At 50.3% G+C, this 15,870-nt stretch carries 16 protein-coding genes and 1 rRNA gene; 8 read left to right on the forward strand and 9 right to left on the reverse strand.

The window, feature by feature from the left end; translation table 11 throughout:
• The first annotated feature begins 96 nt into the window (after positions 1-96).
• From guaA to KS4_RS12950, 7 genes are all read left to right on the forward strand, one after another.
• Positions 97-1,695, forward strand: coding sequence for a glutamine-hydrolyzing GMP synthase (guaA, locus tag KS4_RS12920; RefSeq protein ID WP_145078826.1), 1,599 nt, complete (start codon positions 97-99; stop codon positions 1,693-1,695).
• Positions 1,696-2,069: 374 nt separating this feature from the next.
• Entirely contained in the window at positions 2,070-3,161 is a 1,092-nt protein-coding gene (locus tag KS4_RS12925) for an aspartyl protease family protein (protein ID WP_200761234.1), read from the forward strand.
• A gap of 234 nt (positions 3,162-3,395) precedes the next feature.
• Complete coding sequence (locus KS4_RS12930; RefSeq protein WP_145078831.1) at positions 3,396-3,788, forward strand: four helix bundle protein; 393 nt, start codon at positions 3,396-3,398, stop codon at positions 3,786-3,788.
• A gap of 197 nt (positions 3,789-3,985) precedes the next feature.
• Entirely contained in the window at positions 3,986-4,399 is a 414-nt protein-coding gene (locus KS4_RS12935) for a thiol-disulfide oxidoreductase DCC family protein (protein WP_145078834.1), read from the forward strand.
• 50 nt (positions 4,400-4,449) lie between these two features.
• Complete coding sequence (gene dps / locus KS4_RS12940; RefSeq protein ID WP_145078837.1) at positions 4,450-4,959, forward strand: DNA starvation/stationary phase protection protein Dps; 510 nt, start codon at positions 4,450-4,452, stop codon at positions 4,957-4,959.
• Between the two features lie 131 nt (positions 4,960-5,090).
• Positions 5,091-6,203 (forward strand): NAD(P)-binding domain-containing protein, encoded by a 1,113-nt coding sequence (locus tag KS4_RS12945; RefSeq protein WP_145078840.1) that lies wholly within the window; start codon positions 5,091-5,093, stop codon positions 6,201-6,203.
• A 294-nt stretch (positions 6,204-6,497) separates the two neighbouring features.
• Positions 6,498-7,235, forward strand: coding sequence for a hypothetical protein (locus KS4_RS12950; protein WP_145078843.1), 738 nt, complete (start codon positions 6,498-6,500; stop codon positions 7,233-7,235).
• 79 nt (positions 7,236-7,314) lie between these two features.
• On the opposite strand, the gene KS4_RS12955 is transcribed toward KS4_RS12950, so the two are convergent.
• From KS4_RS12955 to KS4_RS12970, 4 genes are all read right to left on the reverse strand, one after another.
• Complete coding sequence (locus tag KS4_RS12955; RefSeq protein ID WP_145078846.1) at positions 7,315-7,737, reverse strand: hypothetical protein; 423 nt, start codon at positions 7,735-7,737, stop codon at positions 7,315-7,317.
• Between the two features lie 278 nt (positions 7,738-8,015).
• The gene (locus KS4_RS12960) at positions 8,016-8,558 is read right to left on the reverse strand and encodes a hypothetical protein (RefSeq protein ID WP_145078849.1); all 543 of its coding nucleotides are present in this window, start codon (positions 8,556-8,558) and stop codon (positions 8,016-8,018) included.
• 493 nt (positions 8,559-9,051) lie between these two features.
• Complete coding sequence (locus tag KS4_RS12965) at positions 9,052-9,453, reverse strand: SET domain-containing protein (protein ID WP_145078852.1); 402 nt, start codon at positions 9,451-9,453, stop codon at positions 9,052-9,054.
• 823 nt (positions 9,454-10,276) lie between these two features.
• Positions 10,277-10,879 carry a DUF4126 domain-containing protein gene (locus KS4_RS12970; RefSeq protein ID WP_145078855.1) on the reverse strand — a complete coding sequence of 201 codons (603 nt, stop codon included), beginning with the start codon at positions 10,877-10,879 and terminating at the stop codon, positions 10,277-10,279.
• Positions 10,880-11,165: 286 nt separating this feature from the next.
• Here KS4_RS12970 and KS4_RS12975 point away from each other — a divergent pair, with 286 nt between their 5' ends.
• Positions 11,166-12,497 carry an APC family permease gene (locus KS4_RS12975; protein ID WP_145078858.1) on the forward strand — a complete coding sequence of 444 codons (1,332 nt, stop codon included), beginning with the start codon at positions 11,166-11,168 and terminating at the stop codon, positions 12,495-12,497.
• Between the two features lie 165 nt (positions 12,498-12,662).
• Here the strand turns inward: KS4_RS12975 and KS4_RS12980 are convergent, their stop codons facing one another.
• The 5 genes from KS4_RS12980 to rrf all read right to left on the reverse strand — a co-directional run bounded on the left by KS4_RS12980 (position 12,663) and on the right by rrf (position 15,750).
• On the reverse strand, positions 12,663-13,133 hold the full coding sequence (locus tag KS4_RS12980; RefSeq protein ID WP_145078861.1) for a YhcH/YjgK/YiaL family protein: 471 nt from the start codon (positions 13,131-13,133) through the stop codon (positions 12,663-12,665).
• Between the two features lie 87 nt (positions 13,134-13,220).
• Positions 13,221-14,486: a DNA polymerase Y family protein gene (locus tag KS4_RS12985; protein ID WP_145078864.1), complete on the reverse strand. Its 1,266-nt coding sequence runs from the start codon at positions 14,484-14,486 to the stop codon at positions 13,221-13,223.
• A 291-nt stretch (positions 14,487-14,777) separates the two neighbouring features.
• Entirely contained in the window at positions 14,778-15,140 is a 363-nt protein-coding gene (locus KS4_RS12990) for a VOC family protein (protein WP_145078867.1), read from the reverse strand.
• A 105-nt stretch (positions 15,141-15,245) separates the two neighbouring features.
• Positions 15,246-15,494 carry a hypothetical protein gene (locus tag KS4_RS12995; RefSeq protein WP_145078870.1) on the reverse strand — a complete coding sequence of 83 codons (249 nt, stop codon included), beginning with the start codon at positions 15,492-15,494 and terminating at the stop codon, positions 15,246-15,248.
• A gap of 148 nt (positions 15,495-15,642) precedes the next feature.
• Positions 15,643-15,750 (reverse strand): 5S ribosomal RNA (gene rrf, locus KS4_RS13000).
• Positions 15,751-15,870: the final 120 nt, after the last annotated feature.

Below are 15,870 nucleotides of genomic sequence, written 5' to 3' on the forward strand. Positions count from 1 at the left end.
CCTGAGGCTGCTATTTCTGCTACAATTTTCCTTTTCCAATCCAGGCTACATGCCCAATGCCCTACCGGGCCTGTCATTGAAAAACGGGTTGTCAAAATGAGCGAAAACCAGACCGATACGTTCCAGGCGATACTTGAAGACATTCCAGCCGCCGCGCGCGATCAGATCATCCCGATCGTCGACTTCGGCTCCCAGTACGTGCAGCTCATCGCTCGCCGCGTACGTGAAGCCGGTGTTTATTCCGTCATGGTCGGCCCGAATATTACCCACGAGCAGCTCAAAGCGCTCCGCCCCAAAGGAATCATCCTCTCCGGCGGCCCTTCTTCTGTCTATGAAGATGGTGCGCCAACCTGCGACCCCGATCTCTTTGATCTCGGCGTCCCCGTTCTCGGCATCTGCTACGGCATGCAGATCGGTACAACGCTTCTCGGTGCGACCGTCAAAAACGCCCCTGCCCGAGAGTATGGCCGTGTGCAGCTCAAAGCTGACAACAAAACTGAACTCATGAAAGGTGTCCCTCAAAGCACCACCGCATGGATGAGCCACGGCGACCAGATCGCTGAACTCCCAGAAGAATTCATCCCGCTCGCCACAACACCCACCTGCCCCTATGCAGCGGTTAGACACGCCGACAAACCTTTCTACGGCGTACAGTTCCACCCGGAAGTCACACACACGCCACACGGCAAAGACATCCTCCACAACTTCCTTTACAACATCTGCGACTGCACCGGCAACTGGCGCATGGCTGACTTCCTCAAATCAGAAACCACTCGTATCCGCGATATTGTCGGCGATAAACGTGTCATCTGCGGCCTCTCCGGCGGCGTCGACTCCTCCGTCGTCGCAGCCATGCTCGCTCAAGCCATCGGCGATCAACTCACTTGCGTCTTCGTCGACAACGGCCTGCTCCGCAAAGGCGAACGTGATATGGTCGAACAAATGTTCAACGGCCACTTCAACATTGACCTGCGTGTCGTCGACGCATCCAAACAATTCCTCGGTGACCTCGCCGGCATCACTGAACCGCAAGAAAAACGCAGACGCATCGGCCACCGCTTCATCGAAGTTTTCAAAGAAGCATCTGCCGACATCGAAGGCGTCGAATTCCTCGCCCAAGGCACACTCTACCCCGACGTCATCGAATCCGGTCACGGTTACTCCGGCGAAGCCGCCAATATCAAACTGCACCACAACGTCGGCGGCCTCCCCGCTGAACTCGGCTTCAAGCTCATCGAACCACTCCGAGCACTCTTCAAAGATGAAGTCCGCCAACTCGGCCAAGTCCTCGGCCTCACCGAAGAAATGGTCTGGCGTCACCCATTCCCCGGCCCCGGCCTCGCCGTCCGCTGCCTGGGTGAAGTAACCGAATCACAGTTAGACATCCTCCGCGATGCGGACGAAATTCTTCTCGAAGAGATTGTTGCCAATAATCTTTACCGCAAAACATCACAAGTATTTGCTGTCATCCTCCCCGTCAAAGCTGTTGGCGTCATGGGTGATGGCCGCACACATGAGCAGGTCATCGCAATCCGTGCGGTGGAAACGCAAGATTTCATGACCGCTGACTGGGCTCGCATCCCCTACGAAGTCCTCGCTACCATCAGCAACCGCATCATCAACGAAGTCCCCGGCATCAACCGCGTATGCTACGACATCTCCTCCAAACCTCCTGCCACCATCGAGTGGGAATAACACCCCTGCTTCACCATCCAGACAAACCCCAAAGCCCGAATCGACGTCGGGCTTTTTTTATTGCCTATTACGACACTATCACACAATATCCGTACACCAATTCATACCCGTTTCAGAACTAACCCAAATCAAACTAGCCCATCATTGCATCCCACGTTATGCTTCTACAGTTTTATGGAGTTATCAGATCCGTCATCACGACAATATATCTTCAAACACTCAACAAACGCATACAAAACGCTCAAACACCTGCAAAATTGCAACCCATAAAAGTCGTTCTGCACGGTTTGTAACATCTATTCGGCTTACCACTCAACCGCCGGTACGATATGGTCGATAGCTCCTCTGTTATGAGGGATCAAATGAAGAGCGTGATGCGGAACAAAACCTACACCTTTACACTTGGCTTATTGGCCGTGCTCAGTCTGATTATCTCTGGCTGCGCAACCAGCCCCGACGTGTCTGATGGCACCCGAGCCAAAACATATGCCAAACGCGCCCAAGCGGCCCGCTCCACATCACCAGCCAAACATACACTCGCCAAACCCGAACACCTGCCTGATCAGGTTACCATCCCATTCCGGACACATGGCGAACACATCTTCGTCTCCACCGACCTCAACGGCCGCGACGCAGGACTCTTCCTCCTCGATACCGGTGCTGCAATCGACGCCGTTGGCATGGGTATTGCCGGCCGCTTAAATCTACCTCGTAACGGCGGCGGCACTGCAATGGGCATCGCAGGCCCTGAAAAATTCGCATTCCGCACCGTCGACTCCGTCAAAATCGGCGACGTCGATCTCAACCGCGAAAAACTCGCTGCCATCAACCTCAACAGATTCAACAAAAGCATGGGCGTCACCATCAACGGCGTCATCGGATACTCATCACTCAAAGCCGCACCATTCACACTCGACTACCCCAACTCGCAGCTTGTCTTCTATCATCCCGGCGAGTTCACACCACCCAACGATGCTTCTCGACATCCGCTACTTGTCAGACGTGGGCTCCCACTCGTCAAAGCTGAAGTCGAAGACGGCACAACCATCTGGCTCATCGTCGACTCCGGCGCAGACCAAGAACTCACACTCCCCATGAGCTACCTAAAACGCAATCCAAGTATCGTTTCCGTCCCTATGTCTGGCACCGGTCAATCCGCAGGCGTTGGCGGTAAAGTCAAAAACGTTCGCACATGGCTAAAACGCATGGAACTCCTCGGCGTTGAACTGAAAAACGTTCCCGTCTCATTCGAATCCTCACCCGCACTACAACACAGCAGCAAAATCGTCGTCGGACGTATCGGTCACCGCCTGCTCGAAAACTTCAGCCTCACCTTCGACACCAACAGCCGTTCCATCTACGCCAAATGGCAACCCAATGCTCGCAACGAACTCGCCATCACACAAGCCGAGCAGACCCCCAACTCAACCATCGGCATCCGTTACCAACCACCTGCCGACAACTAATCGCAGGTTAGACAAAAACCAAACAAACAACCCCCCAGGTGATGCTCAACAGCGTCACCTGTTTTTTTATCACACCCACGCCCACACCTCGCAATCTTCCTCAGCAATCTACCCTACCACCTTTCCACGTTCCCACTCCCGATACAACCTATTGAGCAGCTTCACATCACTTCGCCATACGACCTTGCTCACGCAATTAAAACTCTCTCGGGGACGGTCCACGGAGTCTTGATTATGACGACTCATAAGCCTTACGAAAAACTTCGCCTTTGGCAGCTCGCCATGGATCTGGTCGAAAAATCTTACCGCCTCACACGCGATTTCCCTGTCGAAGAAAAGTCCGGCCTATCCGCACTCATCCGCCGCAATATCATGACCCTACCCTCACGCATCGCCGAAGCCCACAACGCACCCTGCACCCAATCCAGCTCAGCCATTCTCAAATCCGCCCAAGAATCACTCCTTGAGTTCGAAACCGCACTCTTGCTCTGCCGCCGCATGCACATGATCTCTAACTGGTCCACCAGACGCCTACGCAAACGTGCTCAGCATCTCACCAACCTCATCGACCACGAACTCAGCCTCCTCGTTCAAACCGCCCCTGAAACCCCCTCTGCTGCCTCCTAAACACTTTTCTCACAACACTCACCACCGATTCACCCCTATCTCGCCTCACGTATCTCCTCTCAAACAACATTCATTTCTATGCCTAACATTGCCCAATTGAGCTTTTTGTCAGAATCGGCTTGACTTATTTAGAATTATTCTAAATAATAGAGGAATAAACGATTCGAACCTAGGCTAAGCCCACCCAAGGCAGCATTATGGCACTACACCCCGACATCACAGTCCTCTACGACGGCAAATGCCCGCTTTGCAAACGTGAGATCAACTTCATCAAACGCAAAGACAAGCACAACCGCATCACTACGGTCGATATCGCAGCCCCCAATTTCACACCTGCACACTACGGCCGCACTTTCGACCAACTCAACGGTCGCATCCACGCTTTCCTCCCAGACGGTTCCTGTATCACAGGCATGGAAGTTTTCCGCCGCATCTACGCCTCACTCGGCCTCGGCTTTCTTGTCAGCTGGACCCGTCTCCCACTCGCACGCCAAGCCTCCGACCGAGCCTACAACTGGTTCGCACATAACCGCCTCCGCCTCACAGGCCGCCTCCACATCAAACCTAACAACGATAACAACGACTGCGATTCAGGACACTGCAAAACCTGATTCGATTTGATAAACCCAACACATAAAGAACAACACAAGGAATCAGTATCATGGTTACCAACACAAAAACAAATATTTACAAAGCGACACACAAAACACGTCAGCCTCTCAATCACGAAATCCGTGATCAGGTCATCCCCATTCTCTCACACCTCCTCGCCGACACCTCTGATCTCTACTTCCAAGTCAAGGAAGCACACTGGAACGTCAAGGGTGAAAACTTCATCGCCCTGCACAAACTATTCGACGATGTCGCTGACGATATCACCGAATACATCGACGAAATCGCTGAGCGTATCGCCCAGCTCGGCGGCCAAGTCCACGGCACACTACAACACGCATCACGCTCATCTCGCCTCCCAACCTATCCCGAATCAATCACGACCGGACACGATCACGTTGATGCTGTCTCAAAAGCCCTCGCTCAATTTTCAGATAACGCCCGTCAAGGCATCGACGACACCGATGAATTCGGCGACCCCGTCACCGCTGACATGCTCACCAACATCACCGGCGGCATCGACAAGTGGCTCTGGTTCATCGAATCTCACAACCTCTAATCCTCAAACTACCTAACCACTAAATAGACATCCCCCACCCCACGGGCGCTCCTATGTGAGCGCCCCTTTTCATACCACCCACTCACATATAATCCGTGAACATTCACTTGTATGACTCTAAAATATCTATCATGACCACACCACAGCATCACAACACCATCCTCGTCGGCGCAGGCCCCATCGGCCTCGAGCTTGCTGTCAATCTCAAAGACAAAGCCGTCGACTACCTCCACCTCGACGCCGGACAAGTCGGCCAAACCATCTCCTGGTACCCACGCAACGTCCGCTTCTTCTCCTCACCCGAACGCATCGCTATCGCAGGCATCCCCCTTCATACTGAAAATCAGGAAAAAGCCTCCCGCGAACAATATCTCGCCTACCTCCGCTCAATCGTCGAGCACTTCGACCTCCCCATCAACACCCACGAACCCGTCATCGCCGCCACTCGTGATCCCAACACCCATATCTTCACCATCAAAACTCAAAAACACGCCCAAACGCACACCTACACCTGCGAAAACCTCATCCTCGCCATCGGCGACATGCACGCCCCGCAAAAACTAAACATCCCCGGCGAAGACCTCCCCAATGTCTCGCACTACTTCGATGAACCCCACACCTACTTCCGCCAAAATCTTCTCATCATCGGCGGACGCAACTCTGCTGTCGAAGCCGCCATCCGCTGCCAACGCGCTGGCGCCAACGTCACCCTCTCATACCGCCGCCCCAAATTCGATAAATCCATCATCAAGTATTGGCTCTATCCCGAAATCAAATCTCTCATCAAGTCCCACGACATCACCTTCCTCCCCAACACCGCACCCATCCGTATCGCCCTTTCACACACCACCCTCGCTCCAGCTTCCTCCCCCGATTCCGATACAACAATCTCTACTACCTCCCCCACACTCGACACCGATCACAGCAAACTCATTGATATCCCACACGACTTCGTTCTACTCCTCACCGGCTATCTGCAAGACACGTCCCTCTTCAAGCAGCTCGGCGTCCAACTCCACGGTATCAACCGCCAACCCAAATTCAATCCCGATACCATGATGACCAATATCCCAAACCTCTACGTCGCAGGCACCGCCACCGCTGGCACGCAAACTCAATTCCTCGTCTTCATCGAAACATCCCACATCCACACCTACAACATCATTCGCTCCATCACACACACCGAAGCCAACCCCAACCTCATCAACAATCTCGCCAGCAAATTCAATCAACCCGAATCCTGACTCTATAGTCAATCATCACATCTATTGTCCGATTCTTCCTTTCCTTCGCATTCCGCTCTCGCTATCCCTATATCCATCACTTCACATTCAGGTATATCCAAAGCTTTCTCATATAACCCCTCAATTGAATCACAACAAATCATCTCTACTATTCGTCTTCCATTAATAACGCAAGCACAAACGTCTTAACCTTTTTTTAAACTTCCAATCTATCAACCTATTTCAGTATTGGTTCAGCATTGTAACCTCCACCAATGCACCATATTTAAACACACGATTGAGGATTATTTACCTATGAATAAACGTACCATTGCAGTTCTATCCTTACCTGTTGCTCTCTATCCACTTAGCTATGCGACTGCAGATACGGTGACCATCACAGGTACCGCCAACGTCGCAGGCGTCTACATCAACGACGGTCTGCTCGACGGTTATGGCCTCAATGTCGGTGACGAAGTCACATACCAACTCGTTTACAACCTGAATAACGCAACCAATTCCGGCGGCAATTCCACTCAAGGCTACGCCTCCAACGCGATCTCCTCATTTTCACTGACCGTCGACGATTCCGTTCATGAATTCGTTGATCCCAACAACACGACGAATCATATTGGCACACGCAACAACCTCTCCTACGCGGGCCAAAATGCCGACCAATGGCAAGCCTTAATCAATAACGCATACGTTGAAGGCTCACTCGACCCCACACGCATCGGCTTCAGCTTCTATTACGATGGAGAAACCTTCGCCAACGCAAGCAGCAGCCTTGATATCCCACAACTCAATACTGATTCTGACCCCATTAGGCTCTTCGCGCAAATCAGCGCCAACAACGGCGAAGGCCTGCAAGATCAATTCGATGTCTACTTCAACACACTCGATATCACGGTTACACCCGATGCGCCCGCCAATGATACGATTGCCGCTCCCACACCTTCCGCTGCTGCAATGACCCTCTTATCGCTCACCCCCCTACTCTTCCTCCGCCACAGAAAATCTCAACCCGCAACGATACACCTATCATCTGATTAAGTCCTTATTAAAATTGCAAAAAATAAAGACGCGCTAGCAATAAGCCAGCGCGTCCTCTTTCTTTAACTTTCAATCTAAATCACCCCTTAAAGATTTCCCCCTCACCTTCCATCGCAAACAAATTGCCAAGCTCACACTCACCATCTTTCAGTTCATACATCTGACAAACCTTGATCGTGTATCCGCCTGTGACATCCACATCTGCCACAATCGCATCCGTCAGTTCTTCCGTATCTGGATCTTCAACCGATGCCTCATACAGCACGCAACACGCGTTGATCTCGCCTTCCACAGCCTGCGATTGAAACTCACGCTTCAGATGTTCAATCATGTCATGCGAATCGACTTCGCTTTCATCATCTTCACCCAAAATCGCGAGGATCTCTCCTTCACCATTCACAATCCCGCCAAATGGGTAAAACTCACCATGCTCAACTAACTGTTCCTCCGCAAGAGGAATCAATGCATCCAACATGCTTTCAGCAATCTCTTTACCTTCCATGACGCAGCTCCTGCTATATCCCCACGATTCAATTTCCAACCAGTCCCCACAAAATATAATCCCCCATACCCTACCACCGAACACACAAACTGGGTAGTGCTTTTTTACCACATCGAATCTACTGAGCTTACTTAAACAACTTATAAACATACAGCTAATTAAGTTGCGTGATTATCGGGTTCATCTGAAAAATAGCCGTTTCTGACACACCCAATGCTATGGCTGATTTTTCATAAGCCAGCCCGCTGCTCAGCGATCCTCGTCTTCTGCAGCCCACTCTAAAATAAACTACTGGGTAGCAAGATCCTTGCCATCAGATCCCCACAAATCAAATCCAACAAGGACATATACCTCCTGGGAACCTCAAACAGCATCGGCTTGCCAACCCATCCATTCTTCCATTCCGTGCCGTAATTCAACGTGCATATCAAGTCATTCTCAGCAGATTTGTACACGATACGCGTCCCGCGAAAACTAATATTGGTCATCACATGCAGCACCAACTCATTCTCATCTTTGGTAAACCATCGCGTTGATTTTCTCATATACACCGGCGACCCACTACGCATCATCATCCAATCCAAATCGTCGATGTAGCCACGAATCGAGCACTCCGTTCCGTCTAGCCAAACCCACTTCACATATGTACTTGTCCGTCCACCAAAATCAATCAATTGGCCATCGATTTCAATCGCAAATCGTTTTTGCGTTTCACTACCTAAAAGCTTCGGTAATAACGGTATCGTAGGCCAATAAAGCTTGCACTCACAAACCGAATCCTCATCGTGTCGTGGCTCAAAAGCTTCCTTGTTCTGCGTCATTTGATCAGCTCCCGAAAATTCAAAACGATCCGCATAACGACATGATAATTCTAACACACCTACACTTCAGACCATACCGTATTGACACGTTTACTCATAAAATGAGCATGAATTCTGTACGTGCTTTGATAACTCCCAAGCCGATTTTTTATCGCCTATTACAAATTGAATCTATCACCGTGTACTTTTGTGCGCGCGCACAATTGTGAACACTTTTTGTTTTTGTGCGCACGAATTGCTCGCTGTTTTAACGTGATTCACGACAAAAACAGATCATTTGTCATCAAAGTTTGCGATTCTTAAGCATTCTTCGCTATTTTCAGATCAAAATGCGATTCACGCCCTCACGGTTTCCCACAATCTACATCCTCATAGCCTACAAGCAGTTACCACAAAAAATCAGGTCAAATCGTGCCAAATGCGCGCACAAGAGGCCTAGTCATTGATTAGATTTCCATGTGATTGCGAACCCCAGATCCCCTCTTAATGTGTCCTAAAACTCATCGTCTTCATGATGCTCATCGCGGCTCAACCATTCGCTGCTATCACCGTTGTAATCATGTGTAATCTCTTCACCATCCGCAATGTCACGCAGCGCAACCACTTCACCATCATCATAATACGCTGCCGTTGGTTCCGGCGAATGATTGATATATCGCAGATTATTCATGACATGAATCCCCAAGTCATCGGTAATCCATAGCACATGATCACCATCAACAGTCGTTGGCGAACCAATGATCTGCCCAATGACGGTACCCTTTGCAATAAAACACTTTGCAAACAGACCTTTACCGTGGATCTCACTGTCCTTGACGAATGTGAGTTCAAGTAGGTTTTGATAAGCTTCCTGTTCAGAAACAGGGCGTGACGCTAGTACGGTTGATTCAATCATAACTTAGTAATTGGTGACCACGGTTTACATATTGTGGTTTGTGACGTGTGCAAAACCATTAACAGCTTCATAAGTGTAGCCCATCAAACTTAACAGACAAGTCGAAGATGGCAAACAACGCATAATCAACAATATTTATGCATAATGAAGAACAAGTTGCGTGATTACTTGCCGCTTAATCATTGTCGCAATAAGCAGCAGGCCACTTGGAAAAGCATTTATGGCGAGACGACCCACTGGTCAGCGCAGCAAATGTCTTCACAAAACGCTCTAACGTTCATCTTGTTTATCTATCTGAGCATACCGTACCTGCCTACACACAATCATGAACGAAATGAATTGATGGTTCATCCATGCGTTTTACCTGATTTAATGATTGATCATGTTACGAGGTGAATCATTTGCTTCGCACATTGCGTGCAAGAGCGCAAAAAAAAACCCCTGGTCGTCGGGGGGGTCCAGTTAACTAACGACCAGAGGTACGGTTTTCTTGATTGATTTGGATGTCCAGCTGAACTGATATTTTCCTACTGAACATTTATAACATCGGTCTAGTAATGCAAATATCATGAGCGATAATGTGGCATTTTGCCCTCCGTATTTACCGTAATAGGGTGATAACACAGATGATAAGGCTTGTTGTTTAAGGGCGAACGTGTAGTTGTACTGCGGATGATTAGACGTTTGATCCGTTTTAATCTGTATGTGATATCACCCGAGTAATAAGACTTGCATTGACGTTTGATGATAGAAAACACCATCAATCTGAATGATTGATGGTGTCGTTATCTACTTATTTTATAGGGTATTTTGCGTAATGCTGTTATGCTGCGATAGGCGAGGCATTGGTGATCATACGTTTTGCAGCTCGACGTTTGAGGAAAAAGCGAACGATAAGGAAGAGGAGCAAGCCGACAAGTGCAGCCCCGATAGTGATCGGGAGAATGACAAGCAAGAGCGTGATGGCAAGAGACGAAGTTGTTTCAACTGTAGCAACGACGGGGTTACCAAAGCCCGCAGTAGTTACGGATGAGAGGGCTCGCGTCACGACGGTTGCGGCTTGCGTGATACCTGCAACGGAGCCGCCGCCGATGATGGCAACTGACCATTGGATCATGGGATGCACGTCAACTGCAAAGGAAGCTGTGGCGAGGGAGCCTGCAATAATGGCAGCGGGCGTAGCGGCGGTATCGAGCATATTGTCGATCCACGGGACGTAATAGCCTGCGATCTCAAGGCCAGTGGCAACAGAGAAAGCGGCGATAGCGGCGGGTGAGGCGATCCAGTCCATGTTCTGTGCGATGGTGATATGGCCAGTATTGCCGGCAATGGAGAGGATGAGGAGTGGAACGAAGATGCGGAAGCCGCAGGCGGCAGCGAGGCCAAGTCCGACGATACATCCGAGTGCCATATGTGCGAGATCCATAGGAGGGCTCCTTTAATTTACATCGGATATGCGGGGGCATACGCAATGCGTTAGCTGAGAGCATGATACAAGAGGTTTATCGACCATGGCCAGCGGGTTTGGGGTCATTTTTGCATGACGGCATTTTTGAGACGAAAGATTTGCAGATCTGAGGCATATTGAGGTGATTTGGAGTTAGTTTACCCTTAGATCGATGAATATGAGCGGCTAAACAGGGTTTTAACACTTGGCAGATGTGCGGATGTTTTGAACAATACGGGGCAATGCTCGAAATGAAAGGCCTGCTGTGAGTGAATCTGAAACAAAACCGAAGCATATGTCGCTGAAACGCGTGGTGGGTTTGCCGGGTGCGGTGACGCTGGGATTGGGATCAATGGTGGGAACGGGGGTGTATGTATCGCTGGGGTTAGCGGCAGAGCATGCAGGATTGTGGACCGCTTGGGCGGTGCTCTTGGCGGGTGGGTTGGCGATGTGCAATGGATTGTCGGCAGCACAGTTGGCGGCGGCGCATCCGGTAGCGGGCGGGACATATGAGTATGGGCGGGTTTACCTGAGCCCGTTCATTGGGTTGCTGGCGGGGGTTCTGTTTCTGATTGCGAAATCGGCATCGGCTGCAACGGCGGCGATTGCGTTTGCGAACAATCTTGGCCCGCTGCTGCTGGAGTATGGCGGGGTGCATCTGGCCGATGGCTCGGAAAGATACGCGGCGGTGGGGCTTGTTGTGGTCTTGATGGTGCTGACGCTGGCGGGACTCAAAAAATCGAATCGTGTCAATGGGGCGCTTGTGCTGGCGATCATCGGAACGCTGGTGATGTTTGCGCTGGCGGGTATCTATGCGATAGTTAGTGGTCATGGCGTGGAGCCAGAAATTGTTGAGCAGGAGATGGTGAATGAATGGGGTGGAATGGATGGGTTATTGTTGGCAACGGCTTTGATCTTTGTGGCATATACGGGGTATGGCCGCATTGCGACGATGGGTGAAGAGATTAAGGAGCCACGAAAAAATATTCCGGTGGCAGTGATGTTGACAGTGGGTGTGACGGCAATCATCTATCTGACGATTACGGTGGTTGCGTTACGGCTTGTGTCGGTTGATGTGTTTTACGAGGCGTCGACACAGGGTCGATCCCTTGAAGAGATTGCGCGACTAATGGATAAAGGTTGGTTAGTCACCGTGATTGGGCTAGGTGCACTGCTAGCAACAGTGTCGGTGCTGCTGAATTTGATTTTGGGTTTGTCGCGTGTTGCACTTGCGATGGCCAGGCGGGGGCATTTGCCAAGTCGATTGGCATGGCTAGATAAAAAGCAGCAAACACCTATTTATGCAGTGGTTTTTATCGCGGTGGTGGTGGGACTGCTTGCGGGATTCGCAACAATCAAGACGGCATGGTCATTGTCGGCGCTGACGGTGTTGGTGTATTACGGGTTGACGAATATGGCGGCGTTGCGGTTGCCTCGGAAAAATCGGCTGTATCCACGATTTATTTCGGTGTTGGGCTTGCTTGGTTGTTTTGTGTTGTCCGTGTTTATTGAGCCGGTGTATTGGATGGTGTTTGGTGGGGTGCTGGCTGTGACGGCGGTGTGGTATGGGGTGACGAAGAAAGATCGGGCGGGTTGAGCTCCCCCTAAAAAACCCACACGCAGCGCGAGTGGATTTAGAAATCAAGGTTGTGCTTGCATGCAATTGGCCGTATTTTTTCTACACACCCCCGCACCGGAGGTGCGGGGCTTGATCATAAGATTTATGTTTTGTGGGTAGATCTAAGCTGTCGTCTATACGTATTCAGCGGACGCGGACTTTGACAACAATTTTTTGAACTTCACCTTTGTCGCCCACAGCGATGCAGGGTTTGTGTACGTCCCAAGGCATGAAGACGGCGAAATCACCTTCATTTAAAGTGATTTCTGTGCCAGAACCGAGGCCGGTGTAAAATGCGATGTCGCGATCTGGATCGTACACTTCTTCAATCTGAACGTCTTCGTGGCGGCTGACGCCGATGCGTTCGGTGCCTTTGACGATGTACTGGATGTCGGCGTATTGCTGATGAGATTCCCAGCGAGCATCGGCATGATCTTTGGTGGTATAGGTATCGAAATTGGCAAAGTCGTCGCCATGATCGTCTTCGCCTGAGATTTCGTTGCGCCCGGGGTTGAGGTTGCTGATATCGACTTCACGAAGAAATTTGAAGCCACGGATGAGTCCTTCAAAGAGGAGGCCGTACTTGTTTGCGTTTTTGAGTTTATCAAAGATCATTTTCCACTCCTTGGCTTAAAACGTGATTATGCTTTTATTTTAGCATAATTAGTATCTAACCGCTGAATAGTTGGGGCTAATTGCATATTAGGTTCTTTTGCGTTTACGTTGCGGGCGTGGGCCGGTGGGGCGGATGTCGAACTCGTCGAGTTCGGGAATTTGAGTGAATGATACGCGTGTGGGCGCGGTTTTTTGTGCGCCGAACATGGGTGCGAGATAGACGGTGTGGTGGCCGTATTTGTCGTCGATTTTATCCATGATGGCAGCAAGGGCGTCGAGTTTTTCTTGTTTTTGGAAAAGCGGGAGTGTGGTGCTTTGCTGGTTGGTAAGATCGACGAGCTCGATGGCGACTTTGAAGGGGCGGCCGCCGGTACGTTTGGGCCAGGCCTCGGCGAAGGCACGGACCATGGTGAGGGTGTCACGACATGAGCCGAGGGAAACGCGGTGCTTCCAACGAGGTTCTTCGAGGTAATAGATTTTAATCCACATGTGGTTGGCGGTGTATTTCATGGTGCGAAGACGGGCGGCGGCTTTGTGGATCATGCGGACACAGACGGCGTAGGCGCCTTGATCGGTCCGGAGATCGGGGGGCAGGACGTGAGAGTGGCTGACGGTGCGGCGATGAGTGGGACGTGAGGGGAGGTCTTGGCCGCGGAGTTGGCTCCACCAGATGGAACCGTGGACTTTGGAACCCCATACTTTTGAGAGCAGATGTTCATCACATTCGCAAAGTTGCTTGACGGTGCGGATGTTGTAGGAATGGAGGCGGCGTTCCATGGCTTTACCGATGCCAGTGAGGTCACGGAGTTCGAATTTGTGAAGCTTTTGAGGAAGATCAGAGCAATCGATGACGGTGAGGCCGTCAGGTTTTTTGAATTCGGTAGCGATTTTGGCAAGCCAAATGTTGGGGCCGATGCCGATGGAGCAACGGACGAATGGGCCAATATCTTTGGCAATACGTGCTTTAATGAGGTAGCCGAGATTGATGGCGCTTTTTGTTTCGCGCTCTGTGCCGAGCAGTTTGCCGTACATTTCGTCGATGGAGCAGACTTGATCGACGTGAAGGCAAGATTCGACGGCTTCGACAATGCGGTGGTGATATTCGACGTAGATTTTGGGGCGAGCTAGGACGAATTGGATGTCGGGACAGAGTTGCCGTGCTTCGCGGACACCTGTGCCGGTTTTGATGCCGAAACGTTTGGCTTCGTAACTGGCGGCAATACAGCAGGTGGTTTCGCAATCGGTGGGAATAACACCGATGGGTTTACTGCGGAGGAGCCCCTGCTCTTGCTGCTCGACGGAGGCGAAGAAGCTGTTCATGTCGATGAATATGTATCGGAGGGAGTGGGCCATGCGTGGGGATACCGTTTCATGCAAGCTTTTTGTTTTTTGATAGTTACGTCAGGCATCCGTGCATGGTCAGTAGAAAGGAAAGCGAGTGAAAGCGGATTTGAGGCGGTAAGTTGATGAACCGACCATATACCTAACATTACCCAAATATCGACGTAAATCAAGCTAGGGCTGAACATAAAATGGGTGTGAAGAAGATGTGCAGTGCCAGGGTTGTGTCACTGGTGCGAAAATGAATCGACGAAATTGGCTGAGAGATGATTAACAGAGGGAAGGATGAGGGGGATAAGGGATTTAGTATTCGACGAAGGTGAGGATATTGCCGGAAGGGTCGGAGACGTGGGCCATGTTGCCGCCCCAGTCTTGCTCGGTGGGTTCGGCGACGATGCAATCGGGATCAAAGGCGCGGAGGGTGTCGCAGGTTTGATTGAGGTTTTCGGTGTGAAGAGAGTAGCCGGTGAATCGGCCGACGAGATCGGCTTCTTCGGTGCTGGACATATCGACGGTTTCGAGGATCAGGTTAATGTCGCCGGGACGGTAGACGAGGTAGCCTTGGTCTTCACCGTCGGCAACGCATTCGAGGCCGAGGGCTTTTTCGTAGAAGATGCGAGAGTTGTGGAAGTCTTTGACGAAAATGCGGATGCTGTCGATGCGCATATGGGTGGCTCCTCGGATGGGGTTATGAACAACCGTCTTAGGTTCAATGCATATCAGCGTAACAGAGGAGGCTGGTTATGGATGCGCTGGATTTCAGCAATACATTTATCTCATATAACATTGATTGATAAATTGTATTACTTGATCTAATTTGTCTTGCTCAAAACCTAAACGATTTAAAGATATTTGGTTTTCAATCAAAACTTGTTTAATACCACCCAATATCTCCAAACCCGACCCTCCTAATTTCATTGCATTCTCTAAGTCTTTGGCAATCGTATCGTGCTTCTGAGTCTTGCACACACTGATTGTGTCATTCACATATTGATATACATTATCAGCGGTCCAAATCATAAGTTCACCTACCAATACAAGTGGGTACCAATATATTGAGAATTAGCTCAATCACACAATTTTCAAATTACAAACTATCATTTAGATTTGCCACTATTAATGTGCGCATAAAAAGAGCCTCTCAAGGTTTACCTTAAGAGGCTCATAAAGCCGGCAATGATCTACTTTCGCGCAGTGGCACTATCATCGACGTGGTAGGCTTAACTTCCGAGTTCGGGATGGGATCGGGTGTGGCCCTACCACTATAGTCACCGGCAAAGGGCTGAGTCGCCTTTCGGCGAAACAGTCCACGGTTCTAATGTGGACGGTCAGTCTGTCAAATGTAGACCCTAATTTTTAAGAAAAATCTCAAAGGTGCCTGAATCAGGTGGGTTGG

This window comes from Poriferisphaera corsica (genome assembly GCF_007747445.1).
In the GTDB taxonomy this organism is placed as follows: domain Bacteria; phylum Planctomycetota; class Phycisphaerae; order Phycisphaerales; family Phycisphaeraceae; genus Poriferisphaera; species Poriferisphaera corsica.

Excerpts from the sequence above, each read along its gene's own strand:
- guaA (WP_145078826.1), top strand. The coding sequence starts at position 97 with ATGAGCGAAAACCAGACCGATACGTTCCAGGCGATACTTGAAGACATT.
- KS4_RS12925 (WP_200761234.1), top strand. The coding sequence starts at position 2,070 with ATGCGGAACAAAACCTACACCTTTACACTTGGCTTATTGGCCGTGCTC.
- KS4_RS12930 (WP_145078831.1), top strand. The coding sequence starts at position 3,396 with ATGACGACTCATAAGCCTTACGAAAAACTTCGCCTTTGGCAGCTCGCC.
- KS4_RS12935 (WP_145078834.1), top strand. The coding sequence starts at position 3,986 with ATGGCACTACACCCCGACATCACAGTCCTCTACGACGGCAAATGCCCG.
- dps (WP_145078837.1), top strand. The coding sequence starts at position 4,450 with ATGGTTACCAACACAAAAACAAATATTTACAAAGCGACACACAAAACA.
- KS4_RS12945 (WP_145078840.1), top strand. The coding sequence starts at position 5,091 with ATGACCACACCACAGCATCACAACACCATCCTCGTCGGCGCAGGCCCC.
- KS4_RS12950 (WP_145078843.1), top strand. The coding sequence starts at position 6,498 with ATGAATAAACGTACCATTGCAGTTCTATCCTTACCTGTTGCTCTCTAT.
- KS4_RS12955 (WP_145078846.1), bottom strand. The coding sequence starts at position 7,737 with ATGGAAGGTAAAGAGATTGCTGAAAGCATGTTGGATGCATTGATTCCT.
- KS4_RS12960 (WP_145078849.1), bottom strand. The coding sequence starts at position 8,558 with ATGACGCAGAACAAGGAAGCTTTTGAGCCACGACACGATGAGGATTCG.
- KS4_RS12965 (WP_145078852.1), bottom strand. The coding sequence starts at position 9,453 with ATGATTGAATCAACCGTACTAGCGTCACGCCCTGTTTCTGAACAGGAA.
- KS4_RS12970 (WP_145078855.1), bottom strand. The coding sequence starts at position 10,879 with ATGGATCTCGCACATATGGCACTCGGATGTATCGTCGGACTTGGCCTC.
- KS4_RS12980 (WP_145078861.1), bottom strand. The coding sequence starts at position 13,133 with ATGATCTTTGATAAACTCAAAAACGCAAACAAGTACGGCCTCCTCTTT.
- KS4_RS12985 (WP_145078864.1), bottom strand. The coding sequence starts at position 14,486 with ATGGCCCACTCCCTCCGATACATATTCATCGACATGAACAGCTTCTTC.
- KS4_RS12990 (WP_145078867.1), bottom strand. The coding sequence starts at position 15,140 with ATGCGCATCGACAGCATCCGCATTTTCGTCAAAGACTTCCACAACTCT.
- KS4_RS12995 (WP_145078870.1), bottom strand. The coding sequence starts at position 15,494 with ATGATTTGGACCGCTGATAATGTATATCAATATGTGAATGACACAATC.